A 20,180-nucleotide genomic window follows, 5' to 3' on the forward strand; every position below is an offset into this window, starting at 1 on the left:
GTCCCGAGACTGTCCGGCGCCACCCGGTCCGGACAATGAACGTCCGTCCAGGGGTCCTTAAGAACCGTCCAGGCGGCCCCGAAGATGTCAGGTCGGTCGACCTGGAGCCGTTCAGGCCGCCCGGGCGCCTCCCGCGCGGTACTCCCCCGGGGTCACCCCGAACCACTTGCGGAAGGCGAGGTGGAAGCCGACGGCGCTCTGGTAGCCGACGCGCGCGGGCACCGCCGACTGCGGGAGGGAGGTCTCGCTGAGCAGCCGTCCCGCCTCCTGCATCCGGCGGGCGGCGAGGTAGCGGGCGGGTGACTCGCCGACCAGGTCGCGGAAGGCGGCGGTGAAAGCGGAGCGGGACATGCCGACCTCGCGGGCGAGGCAGTCGATCGTCCACGGTTCGGCGAACCGGGTCGCCATCATGACGACCGCCCTGCTGATCCCGGGGTGCTGGAGCAGGGGCAGGGAGGCCGGGTTGCCGGCGAGTTCGCGGAGCAGCGGGCGGAGCGCGAGGACGAGGGCCATCTCGAAGGCCCGCAGGGTGATGAGCCGGTCTCCGGGGCCGACGGGCCGGTCGGGGGCGGCGAGCAGCCGGAGGGTGTCGCGGAGCAGCGGCTCGCGGTCGACCTGGGCGCCGTCGAGGACGAGCGCCCAGGGCAGCGAGGTGTAGAGGCCGGTGGCGGCGCTGGCGTCGTAGTGGAGCCCGGCGCAGAGCAGCCGGCTCTCGGGGCCGCTGCCGCCGATGACGATCTCGCCCGAGGTGCCGGGCTGCCGCTCGGGCAGGACGGCCTTGAGCGGGACGCCCTGGCGTTCGGGCCGGTCGGAGAGGCGGTGGGCCGCGCCGGTGGGGAAGACGACGAGGTCTCCGGCGAGCAGGTGGACGGGGGGTTCGTCGTCGGTGGTGATCCAGCAGTCGCCCTCGACGACGTAGTGGAGGACGGCGCAGCTGCGTTCGGCGTCGCCCTCGATGGCCCAGGGTGCGCGGACGTGCCAGCGGCTGTCGAACACCCCGGTGAGCCGGAGGGGTTTGAGCAGTTCGCTCAGCAGGTCTTCCTGCTCGTCGTGCGGTGCGTGACGGTCGGTTCCCACGGTGTCCATGGACGATCCTTCAACTTCCGCCCCGGTTTGTTAATTGAACGGCCAAAGCCGCTCCGGCGAGCCTGGAGGACGCCGACACGGCAGCGGTGACAGCCTATCGAAGGGCCTCAGACACACATGTCCAGTGAGATTCCGATGCGGGTGGCGGTCGTGGGCGCGACCGGGTTCCAGGGCGGCGCGGTGGCCCGCCTGCTGGCCGAGCGGCAGCATCGGGTGCGGACCCTGACCAGGCGGCCCGCGGCCGACCGGCCGCCGCTGCCCGGCGCGTTCTTCGTCGCCGGCGATCTGGGGCGGCCGGAGGACGTGCGGCGGCTCTTCGAGGGGACGACGCACGGGTTCGTCACGATGCCGCTGGTGTACGGGGCCGAGCGGGTGGAGGCGTACGCGCGGAACGTCGCGGAGGCGGCCCTGGAGGCGGGGACGGTCCGTCTGGTCTTCAACGCCAACACCCGGATCCCGCTGAGCCCGACGGAGGTGGCGGCGTTCGAGACGCGGCGGCTCGCCGAGCGGGTGCTGCGGGACAGCGGGGTACCGCTGGTGGTGATCCGGCCGCCGGTGTACCTGGACAACCTGTTCTCGCCGTGGAACGGCCCCGCCCTGGTGGAGGAGGGCGTGCTCGCCTATCCGCTGCCGTCGTCCGCGCGGACGGCGTGGCTCTCGCACCGGGGCCTCGCGGAGGCGGCGCTCGCGGCGCTCACCCGGGAGGGCCTGGAGGGGAGGACCTTCGACATCGGCGGGGACCGCTCCCTGACGGGCGGTGAGCTCGCGGCGGCATTCGGCCGGGGCCTGGGGCGCCCGGTGCGGTACGAGGAGCTGGATCCGGCCGCTTTCGAGCGCGGGCTGGCGCAGCTTCTGGGGCCGGAGACGGCGGCGGGGGTGGCCGGGATCTACCACTACATGGCGAGTGGTGCCGATCCGCTCCTGATGGCGGACGACGACGGGGTGTCGACGGAGGTCCTGGCCCTGGAACCGGCCCCGGTGGAGGAGTGGGTGGCCCGCCAGCCCTGGCAGGTCTGGTCGACGGACGCGGACGAACCGGACGCGGCACCCCAGCGCTGACCGACGGAATCAGGCCCCGCCCCACAAGGGCGGGGTTTCTTCTTGTGCCGGGTCACCGGCTTGCCCGTGGGGCTACGCCCTAGTAGTTAACAAAGAGTCTGGATTGCCCACCCGGGAACCGGGGGAAGGCTCCTGCGGTACGGCCCCGAACCCGTCTCCCCGTGCCCCTTCTTCATCCCTCTGAACCCGCCATCCGAGTGAACGCGGACAGGAGCGGCCATGCCCGCAACCCGCCGGCCGTCGTCGGAGCTAGAAAGAGCGCACCACCACCCGCACCCCCGTAACCCGTCAGGTGATGCTGTGAATCCGCTCATGGGACGCATTCCCGTACTGGACGTCCGCCCGCTGGTCGACTGCGGTCGGCGCCCCGCGAAGGCGGTGGCCGGAGAGTCCTTCGAGGTGACGGCGACCGTCTTCCGCGAGGGCCACGACGCGGTCGCCGCCAATGTCGTGCTGCGCGGCCCCTCGGGCCGCCCCGGCCCCTGGACCCCGATGCGCGAACTGGCGCCGGGCACCGACCGGTGGGGCGCCGTGGTCACCCCCGGGTCCGAGGGCCTCTGGACGTACACCGTCGAGGCGTGGAGCGACCCGGTGGCCACCTGGCGCCACACGGCGAGGATCAAGATCCCGGCCGGGATCGACTCCGAACTGGTCCTCGCCGAGGGCGCCGAGCTGCACGAACGGGCCGCCAAGGGCGTCCCGAAGAAGGGCGGCGGCCGGGAGTCCGTGCTCGCCGCCGCCGACGCGCTGCGCGACACGTCCCGGTCGGCCGCGGCCCGGCTCGCGGCGGCGCTCACGCCCCGGGTCGTCGAGGTCCTCGACCGCCACCCGCTGCGCGAACTCCTTTCCGCGTCCCCCGCGTTGCCGCTCCAGGTGGAGCGGGAGCGCGCCCTGTTCGGCTCCTGGTACGAGTTCTTCCCGCGCTCGGAGGGCGTACGGAAGGTGAAGGGCCGTACGGTTCCGGGGAACTTCCGTACGGCCGCCGAGCGGCTTCCGGCGGTCGCGGCGATGGGCTTCGACGTGGTGTACCTGCCGCCGGTGCACCCGATCGGCGAGACCCACCGCAAGGGCCCCAACAACTCCCTCTCGGCCTCGCCGAGCGATGTGGGCGTGCCGTGGGCGATCGGCTCGCCGGAGGGCGGGCACGACGCTCTCCACCCGGACCTCGGCACCTTCGAGGACTTCGACGCCTTCGTGGCGCGGGCCCGGGAGCTGCGTCTGGAGATCGCCCTGGACTTCGCGCTCCAGTGCTCCCCGGACCACCCGTGGGTGGAGAAGCACCCGGAGTGGTTCCACCACCGTCCGGACGGTTCGATCGCGTACGCGGAGAACCCGCCGAAGAAGTACCAGGACATCTATCCGATCGCGTTCGACAACGACATGGACGGGATCGTCACGGAGACCGTGCGGGTGCTTCGGCACTGGATGGGCCACGGGGTCCGGATCTTCCGGGTCGACAACCCGCACACCAAGCCGGTGGTGTTCTGGGAGCGGGTGATCGGGGAGATCAACCGGGCCGATCCGGACGTGATCTTCCTGGCGGAGGCGTTCACCCGGCCCGCGATGATGCGGACGCTCGGCGCGATCGGTTTCCAGCAGTCGTACACGTACTTCACCTGGCGGAACACCAAGGAGGAGCTCACGGAGTACCTGACGGAGCTGTCCGGGGAGACGGCGGCGCAGATGCGGCCGAACTTCTTCGTGAACACCCCGGACATCCTGCACGCCTACCTCCAGGAGGGCGGGCGTCCGGCGTTCGAGGTGCGGGCGGTGCTCGCGGCGACGCTCTCGCCGACCTGGGGTGTGTACGCCGGGTACGAGCTGTGCGAGAACACCCCGCTGCGGGTCGGCAGCGAGGAGTACCTCGACTCGGAGAAGTACCAACTGCGTCCGCGTGACTGGGAGTCGGCGGAGCGGTCGGGGAAGACGATCACTCCGCTCATCACCGCCCTGAACCGGATCAGGCGCCGTCACCCGGCCCTGCGCCGGTTGCGGAACCTGAGCTTCCACGACACGGACAACGCGCAGGTGATCGCGTACAGCAAGCGCTCCGGTTCGAACACCGTTCTGGTGGTCGTCAACCTCGACCCGCACCACACCCAGGAGGCGACGGTCTCGTTGAACATGCCGGAACTCGGCCTCGACTGGCACGAGACCGTGCCGGTGCGCGACGAGCTCACCGGCGAGACCTATCACTGGGGCAGGGCCAGTTACGTGCGCCTAGAGCCGGGTGTCACGCCCGCGCACGTCCTCGTCCTGCGACCGTCCCCGCAGACCGGAGGGTCACCCACATCATGACTGTCAACGAGCCCGTCCCCGACACCTTCGAGGACACCCCAGCCAAGGACCGTGATCCCGACTGGTTCAAGCGGGCGGTCTTCTACGAGGTCCTCGTCCGGTCCTTCCAGGACAGCAACGGGGACGGCGTCGGAGACCTGAAGGGCATCACGTCCAAACTGGACTACCTCCAGTGGCTGGGCGTGGACTGCCTCTGGCTGCCGCCGTTCTTCAAGTCCCCGCTGCGGGACGGCGGCTACGACGTCGCCGACTACACGTCGGTGCTCCCCGAGTTCGGCGACCTGGCGGACTTCGTCGAGTTCGTCGACTCGGCCCACCAGCGCGGGATGCGCGTGGTCATCGACTTCGTCATGAACCACACGAGCGACCAGCACCCGTGGTTCCAGGAGTCGCGGCGCGACCCGGAAGGCCCGTACGGCGACTACTACGTCTGGGCCGACGACGACAAGCAGTACGCGGACGCCCGGATCATCTTCGTCGACACCGAGTCCTCGAACTGGACCTTCGACCCGGTCCGCAAGCAGTACTACTGGCACCGGTTCTTCTCGCACCAGCCCGACCTCAACTACGAGAACCCGGCCGTGCAGGAGGAGATCCTCTCCGCGCTGAAGTTCTGGCTGGACCTGGGGATCGACGGCTTCCGGCTCGACGCGGTGCCGTACCTGTACCAGCAGGAGGGCACCAACTGCGAGAACCTCCCCGCCACCCACGCCTTCCTCAAGCGGGTCCGCAAGGAGATCGACGACCACTACCCGGACACGGTGCTGCTCGCCGAGGCGAACCAGTGGCCCGAGGACGTCGTCGACTACTTCGGCGACTTCGGCTCGGGTGGCGACGAGTGCCACATGGCCTTCCACTTCCCGGTCATGCCGCGCATCTTCATGGCGGTACGGCGCGAGTCGCGCTACCCGGTCTCGGAAATCCTGGCGAAGACCCCGCAGATCCCCTCCGGCTGCCAGTGGGGCATCTTCCTCCGCAACCACGACGAGCTCACCCTCGAAATGGTCACGGACGAGGAACGGGACTACATGTACGCCGAGTACGCCAAGGACCCGCGGATGCGGGCCAACATCGGCATCCGGCGCCGGCTCGCCCCGCTCCTCGACAACGACCGCAACCAGATGGAGCTGTTCACCGCGCTGCTCTTCTCGCTGCCGGGCTCGCCGGTGCTGTACTACGGCGACGAGATCGGCATGGGCGACAACATCTGGCTGGGAGACCGGGACGGGGTGCGCACCCCGATGCAGTGGACACCCGACCGGAACGCGGGCTTCTCGTCCTGCGACCCGGGGCGGCTCTACCTGCCGACCATCATGGACCCGGTGCACGGCTACCAGGTGACCAACGTCGAGGCGGGGATGGCCTCACCGTCCTCGCTGCTGCACTGGACGAAGCGGATGATCGAGATCCGTAAGCAGAACCGGGCCTTCGGGACGGGCACGTACACCGAACTCCCGTCGTCCAACCCGGCGGTGCTCGCCTTCCTCCGGGAAGACGGTGATGATCTCGTCCTCTGCGTGAACAACTTCTCGCGGTTCGCGCAGCCGACCGAACTGGACCTGCGGAGCTTCGCCGGCAGCCATCCGGTCGAGCTGATCGGCGGGGTGCAGTTCCCGGCCATCGGCCAGCTGCCGTACCTCCTGACCCTTGCGGGACACGGCTTCTACTGGTTCCGTCTCAAGGAGGGCTGACCGCCGGTCAGTTCGGATTCGTCCGGGGTGGGACGGTTTCCCCCGTCCCCCTCTGGGCACTGTGTCCCACACACGTTCCACGTCACGATTCAGGTCCATCCGGGCCTTCTTGCCGGGCCCATACGGATCTTCCCCCTCCGACACGTCCCGCACATCCGGACAGCCCTAGCCGCCATCCGGGACACTCTGCGCATTTGAACGCATACGAAAGCCAACTGCGCGCCCCGGGGAAAGGACGCGACGCCATGCCGGAGACCGCATCCACCACCCGGGCCCCGGACGCCCTCCTTCCGTCCCTCGCTCCCCTGCTCCACGAATGGCTGCCCAGACAGCGCTGGTTCGCGGGCAAGGGCCGCCGGGTCACCGGCTTCACGCTGGAAGCGGCCACCGAGCTGCTGCCCCTGGACGGCGCGGGACCCGGACTCCTCCATCTGCTCGTACGGGTCGAACAGCCGAGCCGCCCGCCCGGCACGCCCACCGACTGCTACCAACTGCTCCTGGGCGTACGGAGTCAGCTCCCGCCCCGCCTCGCGCCCGCCCTGCTCGGGCGGATCCGGCAGGGTCCGCTCGCCGGACGCGCCGTGTACGAAGGGCTGCGCGACCCGCGGCTCGCCGGCCTCGTCTACGAGCGGCTGCGCACCCCGGGCCGGACCGGCCCCCTGCGCTTCCACGCCACGACGGCCCTTCCGGCCGCGCTCGCGCCCCGCGTCCTCGACGCCGAGCAGTCCAACACGTCCCTTGTCTACGGCGATTCGTACATCCTGAAGATCTTCCGCCGGGTCAGCCCCGGCGCCAACCCCGACCTGGAACTGCCGCTCGCCCTCGCCGGAGCCGGCTGCGCCCGGGTCCCCGCGCCGGTCGCCTGGTTCGAGTCGGGGGCCGCGACCCTCGGTGTCCTCCAGCCCTATCTGCGGGACTCGCGGGACGGCTGGCGGCTCGCGCTCGACTCGCTGGCCGACGGACGGGAGTTCACCGCCGAGGCGCGGGACCTCGGCCGGGCCACGGCCGAGGTCCACCTCGCCCTCGCCGAGGCCCTGCCGACCCGGCGGCTCGCCCGGGCCGAGACCGAGCAGCTCGCGGCCGCGATGGACCGGCGGCTGCACTCGGCGGCGCAGGCCGTGCCCGCGCTCCTGCCGCACGTGCCGGGCCTGCGGGCCGTGTTCGCGGCGGCGAGCGGCGCGGCCGGGGGCAGCGCGGTCCAGCGCATCCACGGCGACCTGCACCTGGGGCAGACCCTCAGGGGGGCCGACGGCGGCTGGGCCGTCATCGACTTCGAGGGCGAGCCGGCGAAGCCGCTGGACGAGCGGCGCAGCCCGCAGCCCACGGTCCGCGACGTGGCGGGGATGCTCCGCTCCTTCGACTACGCGGCCCGCACCCACCGCCCCTGGAACGCGGAGTGGGCGGCGCGGTGCCGGGCGGCGTTCTGCGCGGGGTACGCGGAGGCGTCGGGCGCGGACCCCCGGGCGGACCCGGCGCTCCTGCGCGCCTACGAGACGGACAAGGCGGTCTACGAGGTCGTGTACGAGGCCCGCCACCGCCCGGACTGGCTCCCGGTCCCCATGTCCGCGATCGAACGCCTGTCGACAACCCCATGACCCGTTCGGCCGCGTGTCCCGCCCCCGCACCTCGCCGTTGCGCATCAGTACCCCCGTACCCCTTAGGAGGCACCCCCGGTGACCGCCCGCCCCGCAGGCAAGACGGCCCGCAGCAGCACCAAGACCAAGGCCACCAGGACCACGTCCCCGCCACCGCTCGATCCGGGCGACCGGGCCCGGCTGCTCGCCGGTGAGCACCACGACCCGCACGGCGTGCTCGGCGCGCATCCGGTGCGCGGCGGGGTCGTGGTGCGGGTGCTGCGCCCGTGGGCGAAGGAGGTTACCGTCCTCGCCAAGGGCAAGCGCGTGCCGCTGCGCGACGAGGGCGACGGCCTCTTCTCCGGGCTCCTGCCGCTGCTCCGCAAGGTCCCGGCGTACGAGCTCCGCGTCCGCTACGACGGCGACGAGCTCGCCGTGCACGACCCGTACCGCTTCCTGCCGTCCCTCGGCGAGCTGGACCTGCACCTCATCGGCGAGGGCCGGCACGAGGAGCTGTGGACGGCGCTCGGCTCCCACCCGATGACCCACGAGGGGGTGTCCGGCACCCGGTTCGCGGTCTGGGCGCCGAACGCGCGCGGGGTGCGGGTCACCGGTGAGTTCACGCACTGGGACGGCACGGGCCTTCCGATGCGCTCGCTGGGTGCGACGGGCGTGTGGGAGCTGTTCGTGCCGGGGATCGGGGAGGGCGCGGTCTACAAGTACGACATCACGCGCCCCGACGGTACGCACACGCTCCGCGCGGACCCGATGGCCCGCCGTACCGAGTGCCCGCCGAACACCGCGTCGATCGTCACGGCCTCGCACTACACGTGGGACGACGCCGAGTGGATGGAGCGGCGCGGCGCCCGCCCGCACCACGAGGCGCCGCTCTCGGTGTACGAGGTGCACCTGCCGTCGTGGCGGCCGGGGCTCACGTACCGCCAGCTCGCCGAGCAGCTGCCCGCGTACGTCCGCGACCTCGGTTTCACGCATGTGGAGCTGATGCCGGTCACCGAGCATCCCTTCGGCGGCTCCTGGGGCTACCAGGTGACGGGGTTCTACGCGCCGACGGCCCGCATGGGCACCCCGGACGACTTCAGGTTCCTGGTCGACTCGCTGCACCGGGCGGGGATCGGGGTCCTGATGGACTGGGTCCCGGCGCACTTCCCGAAGGACGACTGGGCGCTCGCGGAGTTCGACGGGCGGCCGCTGTACGAGCACGAGGACCCGCGCCGCTCGCACCACCCCGACTGGGGGACCCTGGAGTTCGACTACGGGCGCAAGGAGGTGCGGAACTTCCTGGTGGCGAACGCCGTGTACTGGTGCCAGGAGTTCCACATCGACGGCCTGCGGGTCGACGCGGTCGCCTCGATGCTCTACCTGGACTACTCGCGGGAGCACGGCGAGTGGCTGCCGAACGAGTACGGGGGCCGGGAGAACCTGGACGCGGTGGCCTTCCTCCAGGAGATGAACGCGACCGTGTACCGGCGCTGCCCGGGGATCATCACGTTCGCGGAGGAGTCCACGGCCTGGGACGGGGTGACGCGGGCGACGGACCAGGTGGGGCCGGGCGGTTTCGGCGGTCTGGGTTTCGGCATGAAGTGGAACATGGGCTGGATGCACGACTCCCTGGAGTACGTGCAGAAGGAGCCGGTGCACCGCAAGTACCACCACCACGAGATGACCTTCTCGATGGTGTACGCGTACAGCGAGAACTACATCCTGCCGATCTCGCACGACGAGGTGGTGCACGGCAAGCGGGCCCTGGTGTCGAAGATGCCGGGCGACTGGTGGCAGCAGCGCGCCAACCACCGCGCCTACCTCGGCTTCATGTGGGCCCACCCGGGCAAGCAACTGCTCTACATGGGACAGGAGTTCGCACAGGGAGCGGAGTGGTCGGCGGACCACGGGCCCGACTGGTGGCTGCTCGACCCGGCGTACGGGGCGGAGCCGGACCACCGGGGGGTGCGGGATCTCGTCCGCGACCTGAACACGGTGTACGCGGCGACGCCCTCGCTCTGGGAGCGGGACACCGCCCCCGAGGGTTTCCAGTGGGTGGTCGGGGACGCGGCCGAGGACAACGTCTTCGCCTTCCTCCGCTTCGACGCGGCCGGCTCGCCGCTGCTCGCCGTCTGCAACTTCTCGCCGGTGGTACGGCACGACTACCGGCTCGGGGTGCCGGACGCGGTGGTCGCCTGGACGGAGGTCCTGAACACGGATGACGGGCGGTACGGCGGCGGGGACGTGGTGGGGCGCGACCCGGTGAAGACGGAGACGGTGCCGCACCACGGGCGGGCGGCGAGCATCCGGATGACGCTCCCGCCGCTCGCGACGGTCTGGCTGCGGCCCGCGTGAGCATCGGACGCCCCTGCCCGCCCTGGGTGCGGGCAGGGGCGTCCGGCGTCACGGGCGGGGGCGCGCCGTCGTCGTCCGGATGATGCCGAGCCGCTGGGTCGCCCGGGTCAGCGCCACGTACAGGTCGTTGGTGCCGTGCGCGGCGCCGGCCACGATGGCCTCCGGGTCGACGACGAGGACCGTGTCGAACTCCAGGCCCTTCGCCTGCCGGGGGTCGAGCAGGACCACCGGCCGGGTGAGGTCGGGGGCCGGGCCGTACGCGGCGTCCGGGAGGGCCGCGACCAGCCCGGGGTGCAGCTCCGGCGGGGCGATGACGGCGATCCTGCCCTCGGCGCGCAGCTCGGCCGCCACCGCGTCGGCGGCCTCCTTCACCGGGTCGTCGACCGTCCGGTCCCAGGGTTCCACGCCTGTGGACCGCACCGAGCTCGGCGGCTCGAAGTCCGGGTCGTCGGCCCGCCGCACCTCGGCCGCGACGGCCATGATCTCGGCGGGCGTACGGTAGTTGACGCCGAGCCGTACGAGTTCCCAGCGCTCTTCCACGTACGGGGCGAGGATCCGCTCCCAGGCGCCGACGCCCGCCGGGTCGCCGGTCTGGGCGGGGTCGCCGACCAGGGTCATCGAGCGGTTGGGGCTGCGGCGCATGAGGAGCCGCCAGGCCATCGCGGAGAGCTCCTGGGCCTCGTCGACGATGATGTGCCCGAAGGCCCAGGTGCGGTCGGCGGCGGCGCGTTCGGCGGCGGTGCGGTGGTCGGCCTCCTCGTGCCGCTCGGCGAAGCGTTCGGCGTCGATGATGTCGTGCGCCGAGAGGACCTCGGAGGCGTCCTTGTCCTGCTCCTCCTTGTCCTCGAACTCGTAGGTGCGGGAGGCGTAGGAGACGTCGAGGACGCCCTGCGCGTACTGGATCTGCTTCTGCCGTTCGGCCTCCTCGGCGGCGCGGACGGCCGAGTCGTCCTCGCCGAGGAGTTCGGCGGCCTCGTCGAGGAGCGGTACGTCGGCGGGGGTCCAGGGCCCGCCGGTGCGGCGGATCGCCTCGGCGGCGGCGTCGGGGAGGTGGGTGGGTTCGGTCAGGTAGTCGGCGAGGAAGTCCCCCGGGGTGAGGGCGGGCCAGAGGGTGTCGACCGCCGCGTACACGTCGGGGTTGGCGGCGATGCCCTTGGCGAGCAGGGCGATGTCGTCGGGGCCGAGGAAGTTGGGGCCGCCGTAGGGGTCCGCGCCGATCCGGTCGGCGAGCTGCTCGGCGAGCGCGTCCAGGATCCGGAAGACGAAGTAGGGGCGGGCGAGGTTGTGCGGGAGGGCCGTCTCGCGGGCCTTGTGGCGGGCTTCGAGGGCCATGTCCCAGTCGATGACCAGGTCGCCGTCCTCGTGCGGGACGATCAGCGGTTCGCCGCGCTCGGGGACCTGCTGGCGGTCGCGTACGGCCCCGGCGAGCGCCTCCGCCATGGCGGCCGAGCCCTTGACGGCGGCGGCGCGCGGGGTGTCGGTGCCGGTGGCGCGGACGCCGGGGAACAGCTCGGCGGGGGTGGCGAGGAGGACGCCGGTCTCGCCGAGGGAGGGCAGGACGTTGCCGATGTAGCCGAGGAAGGCCGGGTTGGGTCCGACGATGAGGACGGCCCGCTTGGCGAGCTGCTCGCGGTGGGCGTAGAGGAGGTAGGCGGCGCGGTGCAGGGCGACGGCCGTCTTGCCGGTGCCGGGACCGCCCTCGACGACGAGGACTCCGCGGTGCGGGGAGCGGATGATGGCGTCCTGCTCGGCCTGGATGGTCTGCACGATGTCGTGCATCCGGCCGGTGCGGGCGGCGTCGAGCGCGGCGAGCAGCACCTCGTCGGCGTCGCGGCTCTCGTACCCGGTGCGGGTGGTGTCGCCGAGGTCGAGGACCTCGTCGTGGAGGGCCGTCACGGTGCGGCCGAGGGTGCTGATGTGCCGCCGGCGGGAGAGGCCCATCGGCTCGTACCCGGTGGCGAGGTAGAAGGGGCGGGCGACCTCGGCGCGCCAGTCGACGACGAGCGGGGTGCGGTTCGGGTCGTCCTCGCGGATCCCGAGCCGGCCGATGTGGTGGTCGCGCCCGTCCTTGAAGACGAGACGCCCGAAACAGAGCCCGCTCTCCCCCGCGTTGAACGCGGCCAGCAGCCCGGACTGCTCGGCGACCATGACGTCCCGTTCGAGCCGGCCCTGGTTGCTGCCGGCCCCCGGGGCGCGCAGGGCCTGCTCGACGGCGGCCTCGGCCTGGTCCCTCAGGTCGTCGAGCCGTGCGTAGAGATCGGTGATGAATTGCTGCTCGTTCCGAAATTCCTCGGTTGACAATTCGACTCCCGGCGCGATACAGTGCGTTTATTGAACTTCTTTGTGTCTGTGGTCTTTCCAGACACGGAATCCATTAATATACGCGAGAAAATACCCCGACTGTCAATTCTAGTCGGGGTATTTCCGTATGCCCTGCTGGAGCCCTGCCGGCGAGAGACCACCGGTGCGGAGGACAAGCGGATGCCGCCGGAGGAGACTGGAGGAGCAGGCGGGTGATCCGGCAGGTCGAGGAGCAGCGATGACCGCCTTCGCCCCCCTCATCATGTGCACCCATGTGGTGCCCGGCACGTCCCACGGCGAGGATGTCCGCCTCACCCGCCTTCCCGCCGGGGACATGACGGTCCGCGTCGAGGGCGTCGGTCCGCTCGTCCGGGTCGGGTCCGTCGAGGTCTCCCAGATCTTCCGTCGGCGGATGCGGCGCGACGAGATCGATGAACTGCCCCCGTTCCCGCCCGAGATCAGGGAGTCGGCGCGTCGCCACGCCGTCGTCGAGGACTCCGTGGTCCTCGTGGAAGGCACGGGCACGGAGCCCGTCCCTGTCGGGGGCCACGGCCACGAGGTCAGGGTCCGGCTTGAGTGCGCCGCTCCGGAGACCGCCGCCGCCCAGTGGCACACCGGCCGGATGCTCGTCCTGATGGACGGCGAGCCGGCCGGGGAACTGCCGCTGTACGTGTCCGTCGGCGCGGGTGACCACGTTCCCCTCGTGGAACCGGACCTGATCCGGCTGGGGATGGAACCGGGCGAGACCAAGAGCGCCAACGTCTTCGTCGGCAAGGCCCCTTCCGGGGCGGACCTGCGGGTCTTCCTGGTCGGCGGAGCGCCGACCGTCCGGTCCTCCGAGACCGTCGTGTCCCGCGAGAAGATACTCACCTTCCAGCAGGCGCAACGGCTCGGCCTGCTCGACGGGATGTCGCCGCAGGAGTTGGACCGGGTGCGCGACGAGGGTTACCGCGACTTCCAGGAGGTCGGCCGTGCCACGGGCACGGGCCCGGTGCAGGTGCGGCGCGGCGACCAGGTCCTCGTGCGCGTGAACTTCGTGGCGGCGGAGAACTGGGGCGGTGTCGCGAACTCGGTGCTGAAGCTGATGGCCCCGCAGTGGACACCGGTGAACGTACCGGTCGAGGCGATCGTCGAGGACGTGGCGGTGACGCTGGAGCGGGACACCCTCGCCGTGGGGCAGGGCGGCACTGCCGAACTCGCGGTGACGGTGACGTCGGGCCTGGGCGCCGGCGGAGAGGTGACCTTCGGCATCCAGGGCTGGGACAGCGGCCTGTCGGTGCCGGAGATCCATCTCGTGTACGAGCCCTTCGCCGAGCGTACGGTGAGCCTCCCGCTCCGGGTCGCGCGTACGGCACCCGTGGGGCCGGTGCTGCACGCGAGACTCGCGGCCTCCTTCCACGGCGGGGTCACCATGCGGTACGCCGACCTCCGGGTCGAGGTCCTGCCGGGCGCCACCACCGTGTGGACCAGCCCGCTCACCCTGGACGTCCTGACCGGCGGAAGCGCCCAGCTGACCGTGTCCGTCTCCTCCGACGGCGGCAGCAAGACGGTCCGGCTGACTCCGGCCGCCCTGCCGCCCGGGGTCACCGTCGAGTCCGGGACGCTGGAACTGTCGCCGGGTGACGCCCCGAAGACGTGCCCGCTGCGGCTCGACGTCCACCCCGAGCACGCCCGACCCGCCGCCGGACTGCCGATCGGCATCGACTGGTCGTCGAACGGCGGGGTGCAGCGGGGCACCGCCGTGTCGGAGCTGACGATCAGGCAGCGCCCGGAGTCGCGGACGTTCTCCCTGCCGGTGATCACGCCGGACGGGGTTCCCCTGGGCGGCAGGGTCGAGTACGTCCTCAACAGCGACGGGTCGGCGCGGTTCAAGGGTTTCATGGAGGCCACCGGGCTCCTCTCGTACGAGTTCTGCGTGCGGGGCGTGGTGCGCTCGGCGAACGGCCTGGTGGCGGTGATCGCCCAGGCGTCCGGCTCGGTGTTCGGCTGGGACACGCCCGGTCCCGACCGCCGTGACTGGGACCAGGACGCGAGCGAGGTCGAGATCGCCGCCCGGTGGCCGGACCTGCGGACGGGCACCTTGTCGGTGAGCCGCAGCTCGGAGCTGACGGGACTGATCGGGGGCGTGGCGGACCTGGCGGGCGACGTCCTCGAGTTCGCGGTCACCTCGGCGCTCCTGAGCCCCCTGGGGCCCGCGGGTCACTGCCTCGCCGGGCTGGTCTTCGTCGGCTCGGAACTGGGCGCCCTCTCGAACACGTCGCTGTTCGAGGCGGGCGGCTTGCCGGGGCTGGCGCTCGCCGGCGGTGCGGCCTTCCTCCTCGGGCCGACCATGATCATCCCGGTGTTCGTCGGAGGCGTGCTGATAGGGAACGCGCTGGTGAGGCACCGGAGGCTGCGCCCCACGGAGAAGGCGTCGGCACTGGAGTGCTTCGAGGACACCCTGCCGTGGGACCGGATCCGGCTCACGAACCTTTCGGGGCAGGAGAACCAGGCGTTCGTGACGCCCAGCACCGACGGCACGATCCTCGTCAATCTCGGCGACGCGTACGACAACCCCTCGGAGGGGCTGCTCATGCACGAACTCACGCACGCCTGGCAGGTCGCCCACAAGTCCTTCAAGAGCGAGTACTTCTGGAAGGCGGCGCTGGACAAACTGGGCGGCTCGGCGAGCTACCTCTACGGCCCGCCGGGGCCGCCCTTCCGCTCCTTCGGAATCGAGGCGCAGGCGAGCATCGTCGAGCAGTGGTGGACGGGTGAGACCCACAAGTCGGTCGGCGGAATCCCGCCGGCCATGCTCCCGCCGACGGGCCACAGGCCGCCCCGCAGCACATACGACCCGTACTTCCGCTACATCTCCGACAACATCCGCATGGGAGAGTCCTAGGGGGTGTCTTCCGTTCCGGTCGTTCAAGTCCGTACCGGGCCGCCCGGGAGGTGACCTGGCCGAGCGGTTCAGGCGAGCACGTCCTCCAGCTCCTCCAGGAGGCGGCGCTTCGGGCGGGCTCCGACGATCGACTTCACCGGCTCCCCGGCCCGGAACACCATCATCGTCGGGGTCGCCAGCACCCCGTACCGCACCGTGGTCTCCGGGTTGCGGTCGACGTCGATCTCGACGATCCGCAGCCGCGCCGCCTCCTCCGCGGCGATGGCGGCGAGTACCGGCTTCAGCTGCCGGCACGGTCCGCACCACACCGCGGTGAACTTCACCAGGACCGGCAGCTCGGATCCCAGCACCTCCGCCGCGAAGTCCGCGTCCGTCACCTCGGTCACGCCCTGCGTGGACGTCGTCATCTCCGTCACCCCTCCGTATCCGTGCCCGCTTCGAGTTCGCACCGGGGCTCCGGGCCGTGCGGCAGCTCCGCCTCGGCCCGCAGCAGCTGGGCGCCCATCTGGGCGCGTACCGCCTGGAGCTGTTCGATGAGACCGTCGAGCTCGGCGACCTTCCGCCGGTAGACGGCGATCGACGCGGGACAGGAGTCCCCCGCCGGATGCCCCGCGCGGAGGCAGTCGACGAACGGCCGCGTGTCCTCCAGCTCGAACCCGAAGTCCTGAAGGGTCCTGATCTGCTGGAGGAGTCGCAGGTCGTCCTCGTCGTACGTGCGGTACCCCTGCTCCGTGCGCCGGGCGGTCAGGAGACCCCGGGACTCGTAGTACCGCAGAGTCCGCGTGGTGGTCCCGGCCCGCTCGGCCAGCTCTCCGATGCGCATGTCCCCGACCGTAGGCCTTGACGCCGACGTCAAGGCAAGAGGGCGGCGTGGTGGGGGCGGGGTCAGTCGGGCGGCAGCAGGGGCTTCCGGGTCACCGGGGACGACAGGACGATCGACGTCGTGGTCCGGCCGAGGGCCGAGGTCTGTTCCAGGATCTCCTCCAGGTGGATGGTGCCGGTGACGGCGACCTTGAGGATCCAGCAGTCCTCCCCCACCACGTGGTGGACCTCCAGGACCTCCGGGCGCGCGGTCAGCTCCAGGGTCCTGGGGTGCTTCAGGGTGTAGCCGCCGTGCGGGTTCACCCGGATGAAGGCCTGGATGCCGTAGCCGAGCCGGGCCGGGGAGACATGCGCGCCGTAGCCGGTCACCGCGCCGCTCGCCTCGAGGCGGCGGACCCGCTCGGTGACGGCGGCCGGGCTGAGCCGGACGCGGCGGCCCAGCTCGCTGAGCTTGATGCGGCCGTCGCTCTGCAGGAGGTCCAGGATCCGCCGGTCGACGGCGTCGAAAGCGGCCGCCGAGGTTTCGACGGTGGCGGGACGCGAAGGCCGTGGTTCCTTCGGTACGGCAGCCGGGACTCCCATGTTTCCCCCTTCAGACGGCGACGGATCAACGTAACACTTGTTCCGTGACACAAGGGAGTTGGAATTGATGGACGTTCTGGTCATCGGCGGGAATCGCTATTTCGGAAAGCGGCTCATCGCCCTTCTGCGGGAATCCGGGCATCGGGTCACGATCCTCAACCGGGGCTCTTCGGGCGCGCCCGCGGGAATCGAGCACCTCGTCGCCGACCGGGACGACGAATCCGCGCTCGAATCCGTTCTCGCGGGCCGTTCCTTCGACGTCGTCGTCGACCAGGTCTGCTACACCCCGCGCCAGGCGGAGATCGCCCGGCGCGTGTTCGGCCCGCGCACCGGGCGGTACGTGATGACGTCGACGGTCGAGGTGTACGCGTACGAGGACTCGGCCGTACCGGTCGCCGAGTCCGTCCTCGACCTGGACACGGTCGTCGTCGACACGGGCCTGGCCTGGGACGACCCGGAGTTCCTCGAAGAGCACTACGGGGAGGGGAAGCGGCAGGCGGAGGCGGTGTTCGCGGCGGGGCCGCCCTTCGCGTGGACCTCGGTGCGGGTGGCCCATGTGCTCGGCGGCGAGGACGACTTCACCGGCCGGCTCGACCACTACTCGCGGCGGATCCGGGCGGGCGAGCCGATCGCCGTTCCCGTGGTGAACCGGCCGGCGACCTATGTGTACGTGGAGGAGATCGCCGCGTTCCTCGCGTGGGCGGTCGAGGCGGAATTCACCGGGCCTGTGAACGCCCATTCCCATGGCCCGCTGACCACGGCCGAGATCTGCGCGGAGATCGAGAAGCGGGTGGGCGGCCGGGCGGTCTTCCAGGAGGTTGAGGTCGGCGAGGTCTCACCGTTCTCCTTCGCCCGTTCGTACGCGATGGACAACGCGCGGGCGGGTGAGCTGGGTTATGCCTTCTCGCATTCCTCGGAGTGGCTGCCGCGGGCCGTGTCGGAGACGTTGGGGGTGAAGGCGTGACGCGGGGCCGGATGTTGGGGGGCGTGCGGGTCGGGGCGGTCGGTCTGGGCACGATGCCGCTCTCGATCGAGGGCCGGCCGGACGAGGCCCGGGCCCTCGCCACCGTGCACGCGGCGCTCGACGCGGGCGTCACGCTCCTCGACACCGCCGACTCCTACCACCCGCCGGGCGGCGAACCCGGCGAGGGCGAGCTGCTCGCGGCCCGGGCCCTGGCCGCGTACGGGGGCCGCACCGACGGCATCCTGGTCGCGACCAAGGGCGGCCGCGGCCGCACGGACGACGGCGGCTGGACGGTCGACGGCCGGCCCGAGCACCTGCGGCGGGCGGCGGAGGCGTCGGCGCGACGGCTCGGGGGCGGCTCGATCGGCCTGTACCAGCTGCACAAGCCGGACCCGGCCGTCCCGTACGCCGAATCCCTGGGGGCGATACGGGAGCTGCTGGACGCGGGGACGGTCCGGCTGGCCGGGATCTCGAACGTGGACACCGCGCAGATCCTGCTGGCCCGCGAGATCCTGGGCGACCGGCTGGTCTCCGTACAGAACCGCTACTCGCCCGCGGTTCGGGACAGCGAGCCCGAACTGCGGCTCTGCGCCGAGCTCGGCCTCGCCTTCCTGCCGTGGAGCCCGCTGGGCGGGATCTCGCACAGCTCCCTGGACGGGGCGTCGGCGCGGGAGGAGGACCCCGACTTCGGGGCGTTCCACCGGGTGGCGCGGGCCCGCGGGGTCAGCCCGCAGCGGGTGGCACTCGCCTGGCTGCTCGCCCGCTCGGAGACGGTTCTGCCGATCCCGGGCGCGAGCCGCCCGGAGTCGGCCCGGGACTCGGCGGCGGCGGCCGATCTCGTCCTGACGGGAGGGGAGTTGGCGGAACTGGACGGCCGGTGAGGGGTGACTAGCGGAGGGAGTGCCAGGCGCGCGAAAAGGGCGACCCCGTCGGGGGCCGCCCTTCTCCCGGGGCCCGGATCCGGCTCAAGGCCCGGGACCCGGGGTCTTCAGACGCCCGCGCGGGCCTTCTCCCCGGCGTCGTCGGCCCGCTGGTCCGGGACGGGGGACGCCGGGGCGTGGTCGTCGACGAGGGTCTTCTCGTCGAAGGGGACCTGGCCGGCGAGGACCTCGGAGACCCGCGCCTTGTCGATCTCCTTCGTCCAGGTGCCGACCAGCACCGTCGCGACGGCGTTGCCCGCGAAGTTGGTGAGGGCGCGGGCCTCGCTCATGAAGCGGTCGATGCCGACGATCAGGCCCACCCCGTCGACCAGCTCGGGCCGGTGCGACTGGAGGCCGCCCGCGAGGGTCGCGAGTCCGGCGCCGGTGACACCGGCGGCGCCCTTCGAGGCGATGATCATGAAGACGAGGAGGGAGATCTGCTCGCCGACGGTCAGCGGGTCGCCCATCGCCTCGGCGACGAACAGCGAGGCCATCGTCAGGTAGATCGCGGTGCCGTCGAGGTTGAAGGAGTAGCCGGTCGGCACGGTGATGCCGACGACCGGCTTGCTGACGCCCAGGTGCTCCATCTTCGCGATCAGCCGGGGCAGCGCGGACTCCGACGACGAGGTCGAGAGGATCAGCAGGAACTCGCGGCCCAGGTACTTCAGGAGGGACCAGATGTTGATCCCCGCGACCAGCCTGAGGAGCAGCCCGAGCACGACGAAGACGAAGATCGCGCAGGTCAGGTAGAAGCCGATCATGATGACGGCGAGGGACTTCAGCGCGGCGGCGCCGGTGGCGCCGACGACGGCCGCGATCGCGCCGAACGCGCCGACAGGGGCGGCCCACATGATCATGCCGAGGATGCGGAAGACGAGGCGCTGGATGTGCCCGATCCCCCGCAGGACCGGTTCCCCGGCCGCCCCCATGGCCTGGAGCGCGAATCCGGCGAGCAGGGCGACGAGGAGGGTCTGGAGGACCTCGCCCTCGGTGAAGGCGGAGACGAGGGTCGTCGGGATGATCCCGAGCAGGAAGTCCGGCGTGGACTCGCTCGCGCCCTCGGCCTGCTTGGCACCGGCCTCGGCCAGCTCCTTGGTGAGGTGGAGCCCGGAGCCGGGCTCCAGGAGGTTGCCGACGACCAGGCCGATCGCGAGGGCGACGGTCGACATGACCATGAAGTAGCCGAGCGCGAGACCCCCCACGGCGCCGACCTTCGCGGCCTTCCGGACCGAACCGACTCCGAGCACGATCGTGCAGAAGATGATCGGCGAGATCATCATCTTGATCAGGTTGACGAAGCCGGTGCCCAGCGGCTTGAGCTCGACGGCGACGCCGGGCGCCAGGAAGCCGACCGCGATGCCGAGCAGTACGGCTCCGATGACGGCCAGGTACAGATAGTGGGTGCGGTCCCGTCGTGCGGCCACGGGGTCCTCCTCGTGCTGGGGGTGTCCATGTCCACGTCCCGGTGGACCACCGCGACTATTCATCAGCCTGTGACCGGGGTCACGGTTGCGTACGTTTCGTTCACGACCGAAACGACGGGCGGGCGCCGGGCGGGCATCGGCGCACGTCGGCGGGCATCGCGCGCGGCGACGGAAGCGACGACGGAAGCGACGACGGAAAAGGAACGATTCGGGAACGCCA

At 71.5% G+C, this 20,180-nt stretch carries 14 protein-coding genes; 8 read left to right on the top strand and 6 right to left on the bottom strand.

Going from position 1 to position 20,180, the window contains the following annotated elements; translation table 11 throughout:
* Nucleotides 1–111: 111 nt before the first annotated feature.
* Nucleotides 112–1,086 (bottom strand): AraC family transcriptional regulator, encoded by a 975-nt coding sequence (locus ABT034_RS15265; protein ID WP_351215171.1) that lies wholly within the window; start codon nt 1,084–1,086, stop codon nt 112–114.
* A gap of 117 nt (nt 1,087–1,203) precedes the next feature.
* On the opposite strand from ABT034_RS15265, the gene ABT034_RS15270 reads away from it, so the two are divergent.
* The 5 genes from ABT034_RS15270 to glgB all read left to right on the top strand — a co-directional run bounded on the left by ABT034_RS15270 (nt 1,204) and on the right by glgB (nt 10,063).
* Complete coding sequence (locus tag ABT034_RS15270; RefSeq protein WP_351215173.1) at nt 1,204–2,145, top strand: SDR family oxidoreductase; 942 nt, start codon at nt 1,204–1,206, stop codon at nt 2,143–2,145.
* A gap of 312 nt (nt 2,146–2,457) precedes the next feature.
* On the top strand, nt 2,458–4,443 hold the full coding sequence (locus ABT034_RS15275) for an alpha-1,4-glucan--maltose-1-phosphate maltosyltransferase (protein WP_351215175.1): 1,986 nt from the start codon (nt 2,458–2,460) through the stop codon (nt 4,441–4,443).
* Nucleotides 4,440–6,134, top strand: coding sequence for a maltose alpha-D-glucosyltransferase (treS, locus tag ABT034_RS15280; protein WP_351215177.1), 1,695 nt, complete (start codon nt 4,440–4,442; stop codon nt 6,132–6,134). The genes ABT034_RS15275 and treS overlap by 4 nt, the downstream gene beginning before the upstream one ends.
* 245 nt (nt 6,135–6,379) lie before the next feature.
* The gene (locus ABT034_RS15285) at nt 6,380–7,729 is read left to right on the top strand and encodes a maltokinase N-terminal cap-like domain-containing protein (protein WP_351215179.1); all 1,350 of its coding nucleotides are present in this window, start codon (nt 6,380–6,382) and stop codon (nt 7,727–7,729) included.
* A 78-nt stretch (nt 7,730–7,807) separates the two neighbouring features.
* Nucleotides 7,808–10,063 carry a 1,4-alpha-glucan branching enzyme gene (gene glgB / locus ABT034_RS15290; RefSeq protein ID WP_351215181.1) on the top strand — a complete coding sequence of 752 codons (2,256 nt, stop codon included), beginning with the start codon at nt 7,808–7,810 and terminating at the stop codon, nt 10,061–10,063.
* Nucleotides 10,064–10,111: 48 nt separating this feature from the next.
* On the opposite strand, the gene ABT034_RS15295 is transcribed toward glgB, so the two are convergent.
* Nucleotides 10,112–12,364: a HelD family protein gene (locus ABT034_RS15295; protein WP_351215183.1), complete on the bottom strand. Its 2,253-nt coding sequence runs from the start codon at nt 12,362–12,364 to the stop codon at nt 10,112–10,114.
* 238 nt (nt 12,365–12,602) lie between these two features.
* On the opposite strand from ABT034_RS15295, the gene ABT034_RS15300 reads away from it, so the two are divergent.
* Nucleotides 12,603–15,248, top strand: a complete 2,646-nt coding sequence (locus ABT034_RS15300; RefSeq protein WP_351215185.1) for a hypothetical protein — start codon at nt 12,603–12,605, stop codon at nt 15,246–15,248.
* A 68-nt stretch (nt 15,249–15,316) separates the two neighbouring features.
* Here ABT034_RS15300 and ABT034_RS15305 read toward each other — a convergent pair whose 3' ends face one another.
* The 3 genes from ABT034_RS15305 to ABT034_RS15315 form a co-directional block, all read right to left on the bottom strand.
* Complete coding sequence (locus ABT034_RS15305) at nt 15,317–15,655, bottom strand: thioredoxin family protein (protein ID WP_351215187.1); 339 nt, start codon at nt 15,653–15,655, stop codon at nt 15,317–15,319.
* Between the two features lie 5 nt (nt 15,656–15,660).
* The gene (locus ABT034_RS15310) at nt 15,661–16,071 is read right to left on the bottom strand and encodes a MerR family transcriptional regulator (RefSeq protein WP_351215189.1); all 411 of its coding nucleotides are present in this window, start codon (nt 16,069–16,071) and stop codon (nt 15,661–15,663) included.
* Nucleotides 16,072–16,133: 62 nt separating this feature from the next.
* Nucleotides 16,134–16,652 (bottom strand): Lrp/AsnC family transcriptional regulator, encoded by a 519-nt coding sequence (locus ABT034_RS15315; RefSeq protein WP_351215191.1) that lies wholly within the window; start codon nt 16,650–16,652, stop codon nt 16,134–16,136.
* A gap of 67 nt (nt 16,653–16,719) precedes the next feature.
* On the opposite strand from ABT034_RS15315, the gene ABT034_RS15320 reads away from it, so the two are divergent.
* On the top strand, nt 16,720–17,616 hold the full coding sequence (locus ABT034_RS15320) for an NAD-dependent epimerase/dehydratase family protein (protein WP_351215193.1): 897 nt from the start codon (nt 16,720–16,722) through the stop codon (nt 17,614–17,616).
* A gap of 11 nt (nt 17,617–17,627) precedes the next feature.
* Complete coding sequence (locus ABT034_RS15325) at nt 17,628–18,497, top strand: aldo/keto reductase (protein ID WP_351215195.1); 870 nt, start codon at nt 17,628–17,630, stop codon at nt 18,495–18,497.
* A gap of 107 nt (nt 18,498–18,604) precedes the next feature.
* On the opposite strand, the gene ABT034_RS15330 is transcribed toward ABT034_RS15325, so the two are convergent.
* Complete coding sequence (locus ABT034_RS15330) at nt 18,605–20,023, bottom strand: cation:dicarboxylate symporter family transporter (protein WP_502972927.1); 1,419 nt, start codon at nt 20,021–20,023, stop codon at nt 18,605–18,607.
* Nucleotides 20,024–20,180 lie beyond the last annotated feature (157 nt).

The organism is Streptomyces sp. NPDC002773, from assembly GCF_040295605.1.
Lineage (GTDB): Bacteria > Actinomycetota > Actinomycetes > Streptomycetales > Streptomycetaceae > Streptomyces.

Excerpts from the sequence above, each read along its gene's own strand:
- ABT034_RS15305 (WP_351215187.1), bottom strand. The coding sequence starts at position 15,655 with ATGACGACGTCCACGCAGGGCGTGACCGAGGTGACGGACGCGGACTTC.
- ABT034_RS15320 (WP_351215193.1), top strand. The coding sequence starts at position 16,720 with ATGGACGTTCTGGTCATCGGCGGGAATCGCTATTTCGGAAAGCGGCTC.
- ABT034_RS15270 (WP_351215173.1), top strand. The coding sequence starts at position 1,204 with ATGTCCAGTGAGATTCCGATGCGGGTGGCGGTCGTGGGCGCGACCGGG.
- ABT034_RS15310 (WP_351215189.1), bottom strand. The coding sequence starts at position 16,071 with ATGCGCATCGGAGAGCTGGCCGAGCGGGCCGGGACCACCACGCGGACT.
- ABT034_RS15325 (WP_351215195.1), top strand. The coding sequence starts at position 17,628 with ATGTTGGGGGGCGTGCGGGTCGGGGCGGTCGGTCTGGGCACGATGCCG.
- ABT034_RS15265 (WP_351215171.1), bottom strand. The coding sequence starts at position 1,086 with ATGGACACCGTGGGAACCGACCGTCACGCACCGCACGACGAGCAGGAA.
- treS (WP_351215177.1), top strand. The coding sequence starts at position 4,440 with ATGACTGTCAACGAGCCCGTCCCCGACACCTTCGAGGACACCCCAGCC.
- ABT034_RS15300 (WP_351215185.1), top strand. The coding sequence starts at position 12,603 with ATGACCGCCTTCGCCCCCCTCATCATGTGCACCCATGTGGTGCCCGGC.
- ABT034_RS15285 (WP_351215179.1), top strand. The coding sequence starts at position 6,380 with ATGCCGGAGACCGCATCCACCACCCGGGCCCCGGACGCCCTCCTTCCG.
- ABT034_RS15275 (WP_351215175.1), top strand. The coding sequence starts at position 2,458 with ATGGGACGCATTCCCGTACTGGACGTCCGCCCGCTGGTCGACTGCGGT.
- ABT034_RS15315 (WP_351215191.1), bottom strand. The coding sequence starts at position 16,652 with ATGGGAGTCCCGGCTGCCGTACCGAAGGAACCACGGCCTTCGCGTCCC.
- ABT034_RS15330 (WP_502972927.1), bottom strand. The coding sequence starts at position 20,023 with ATGAATAGTCGCGGTGGTCCACCGGGACGTGGACATGGACACCCCCAG.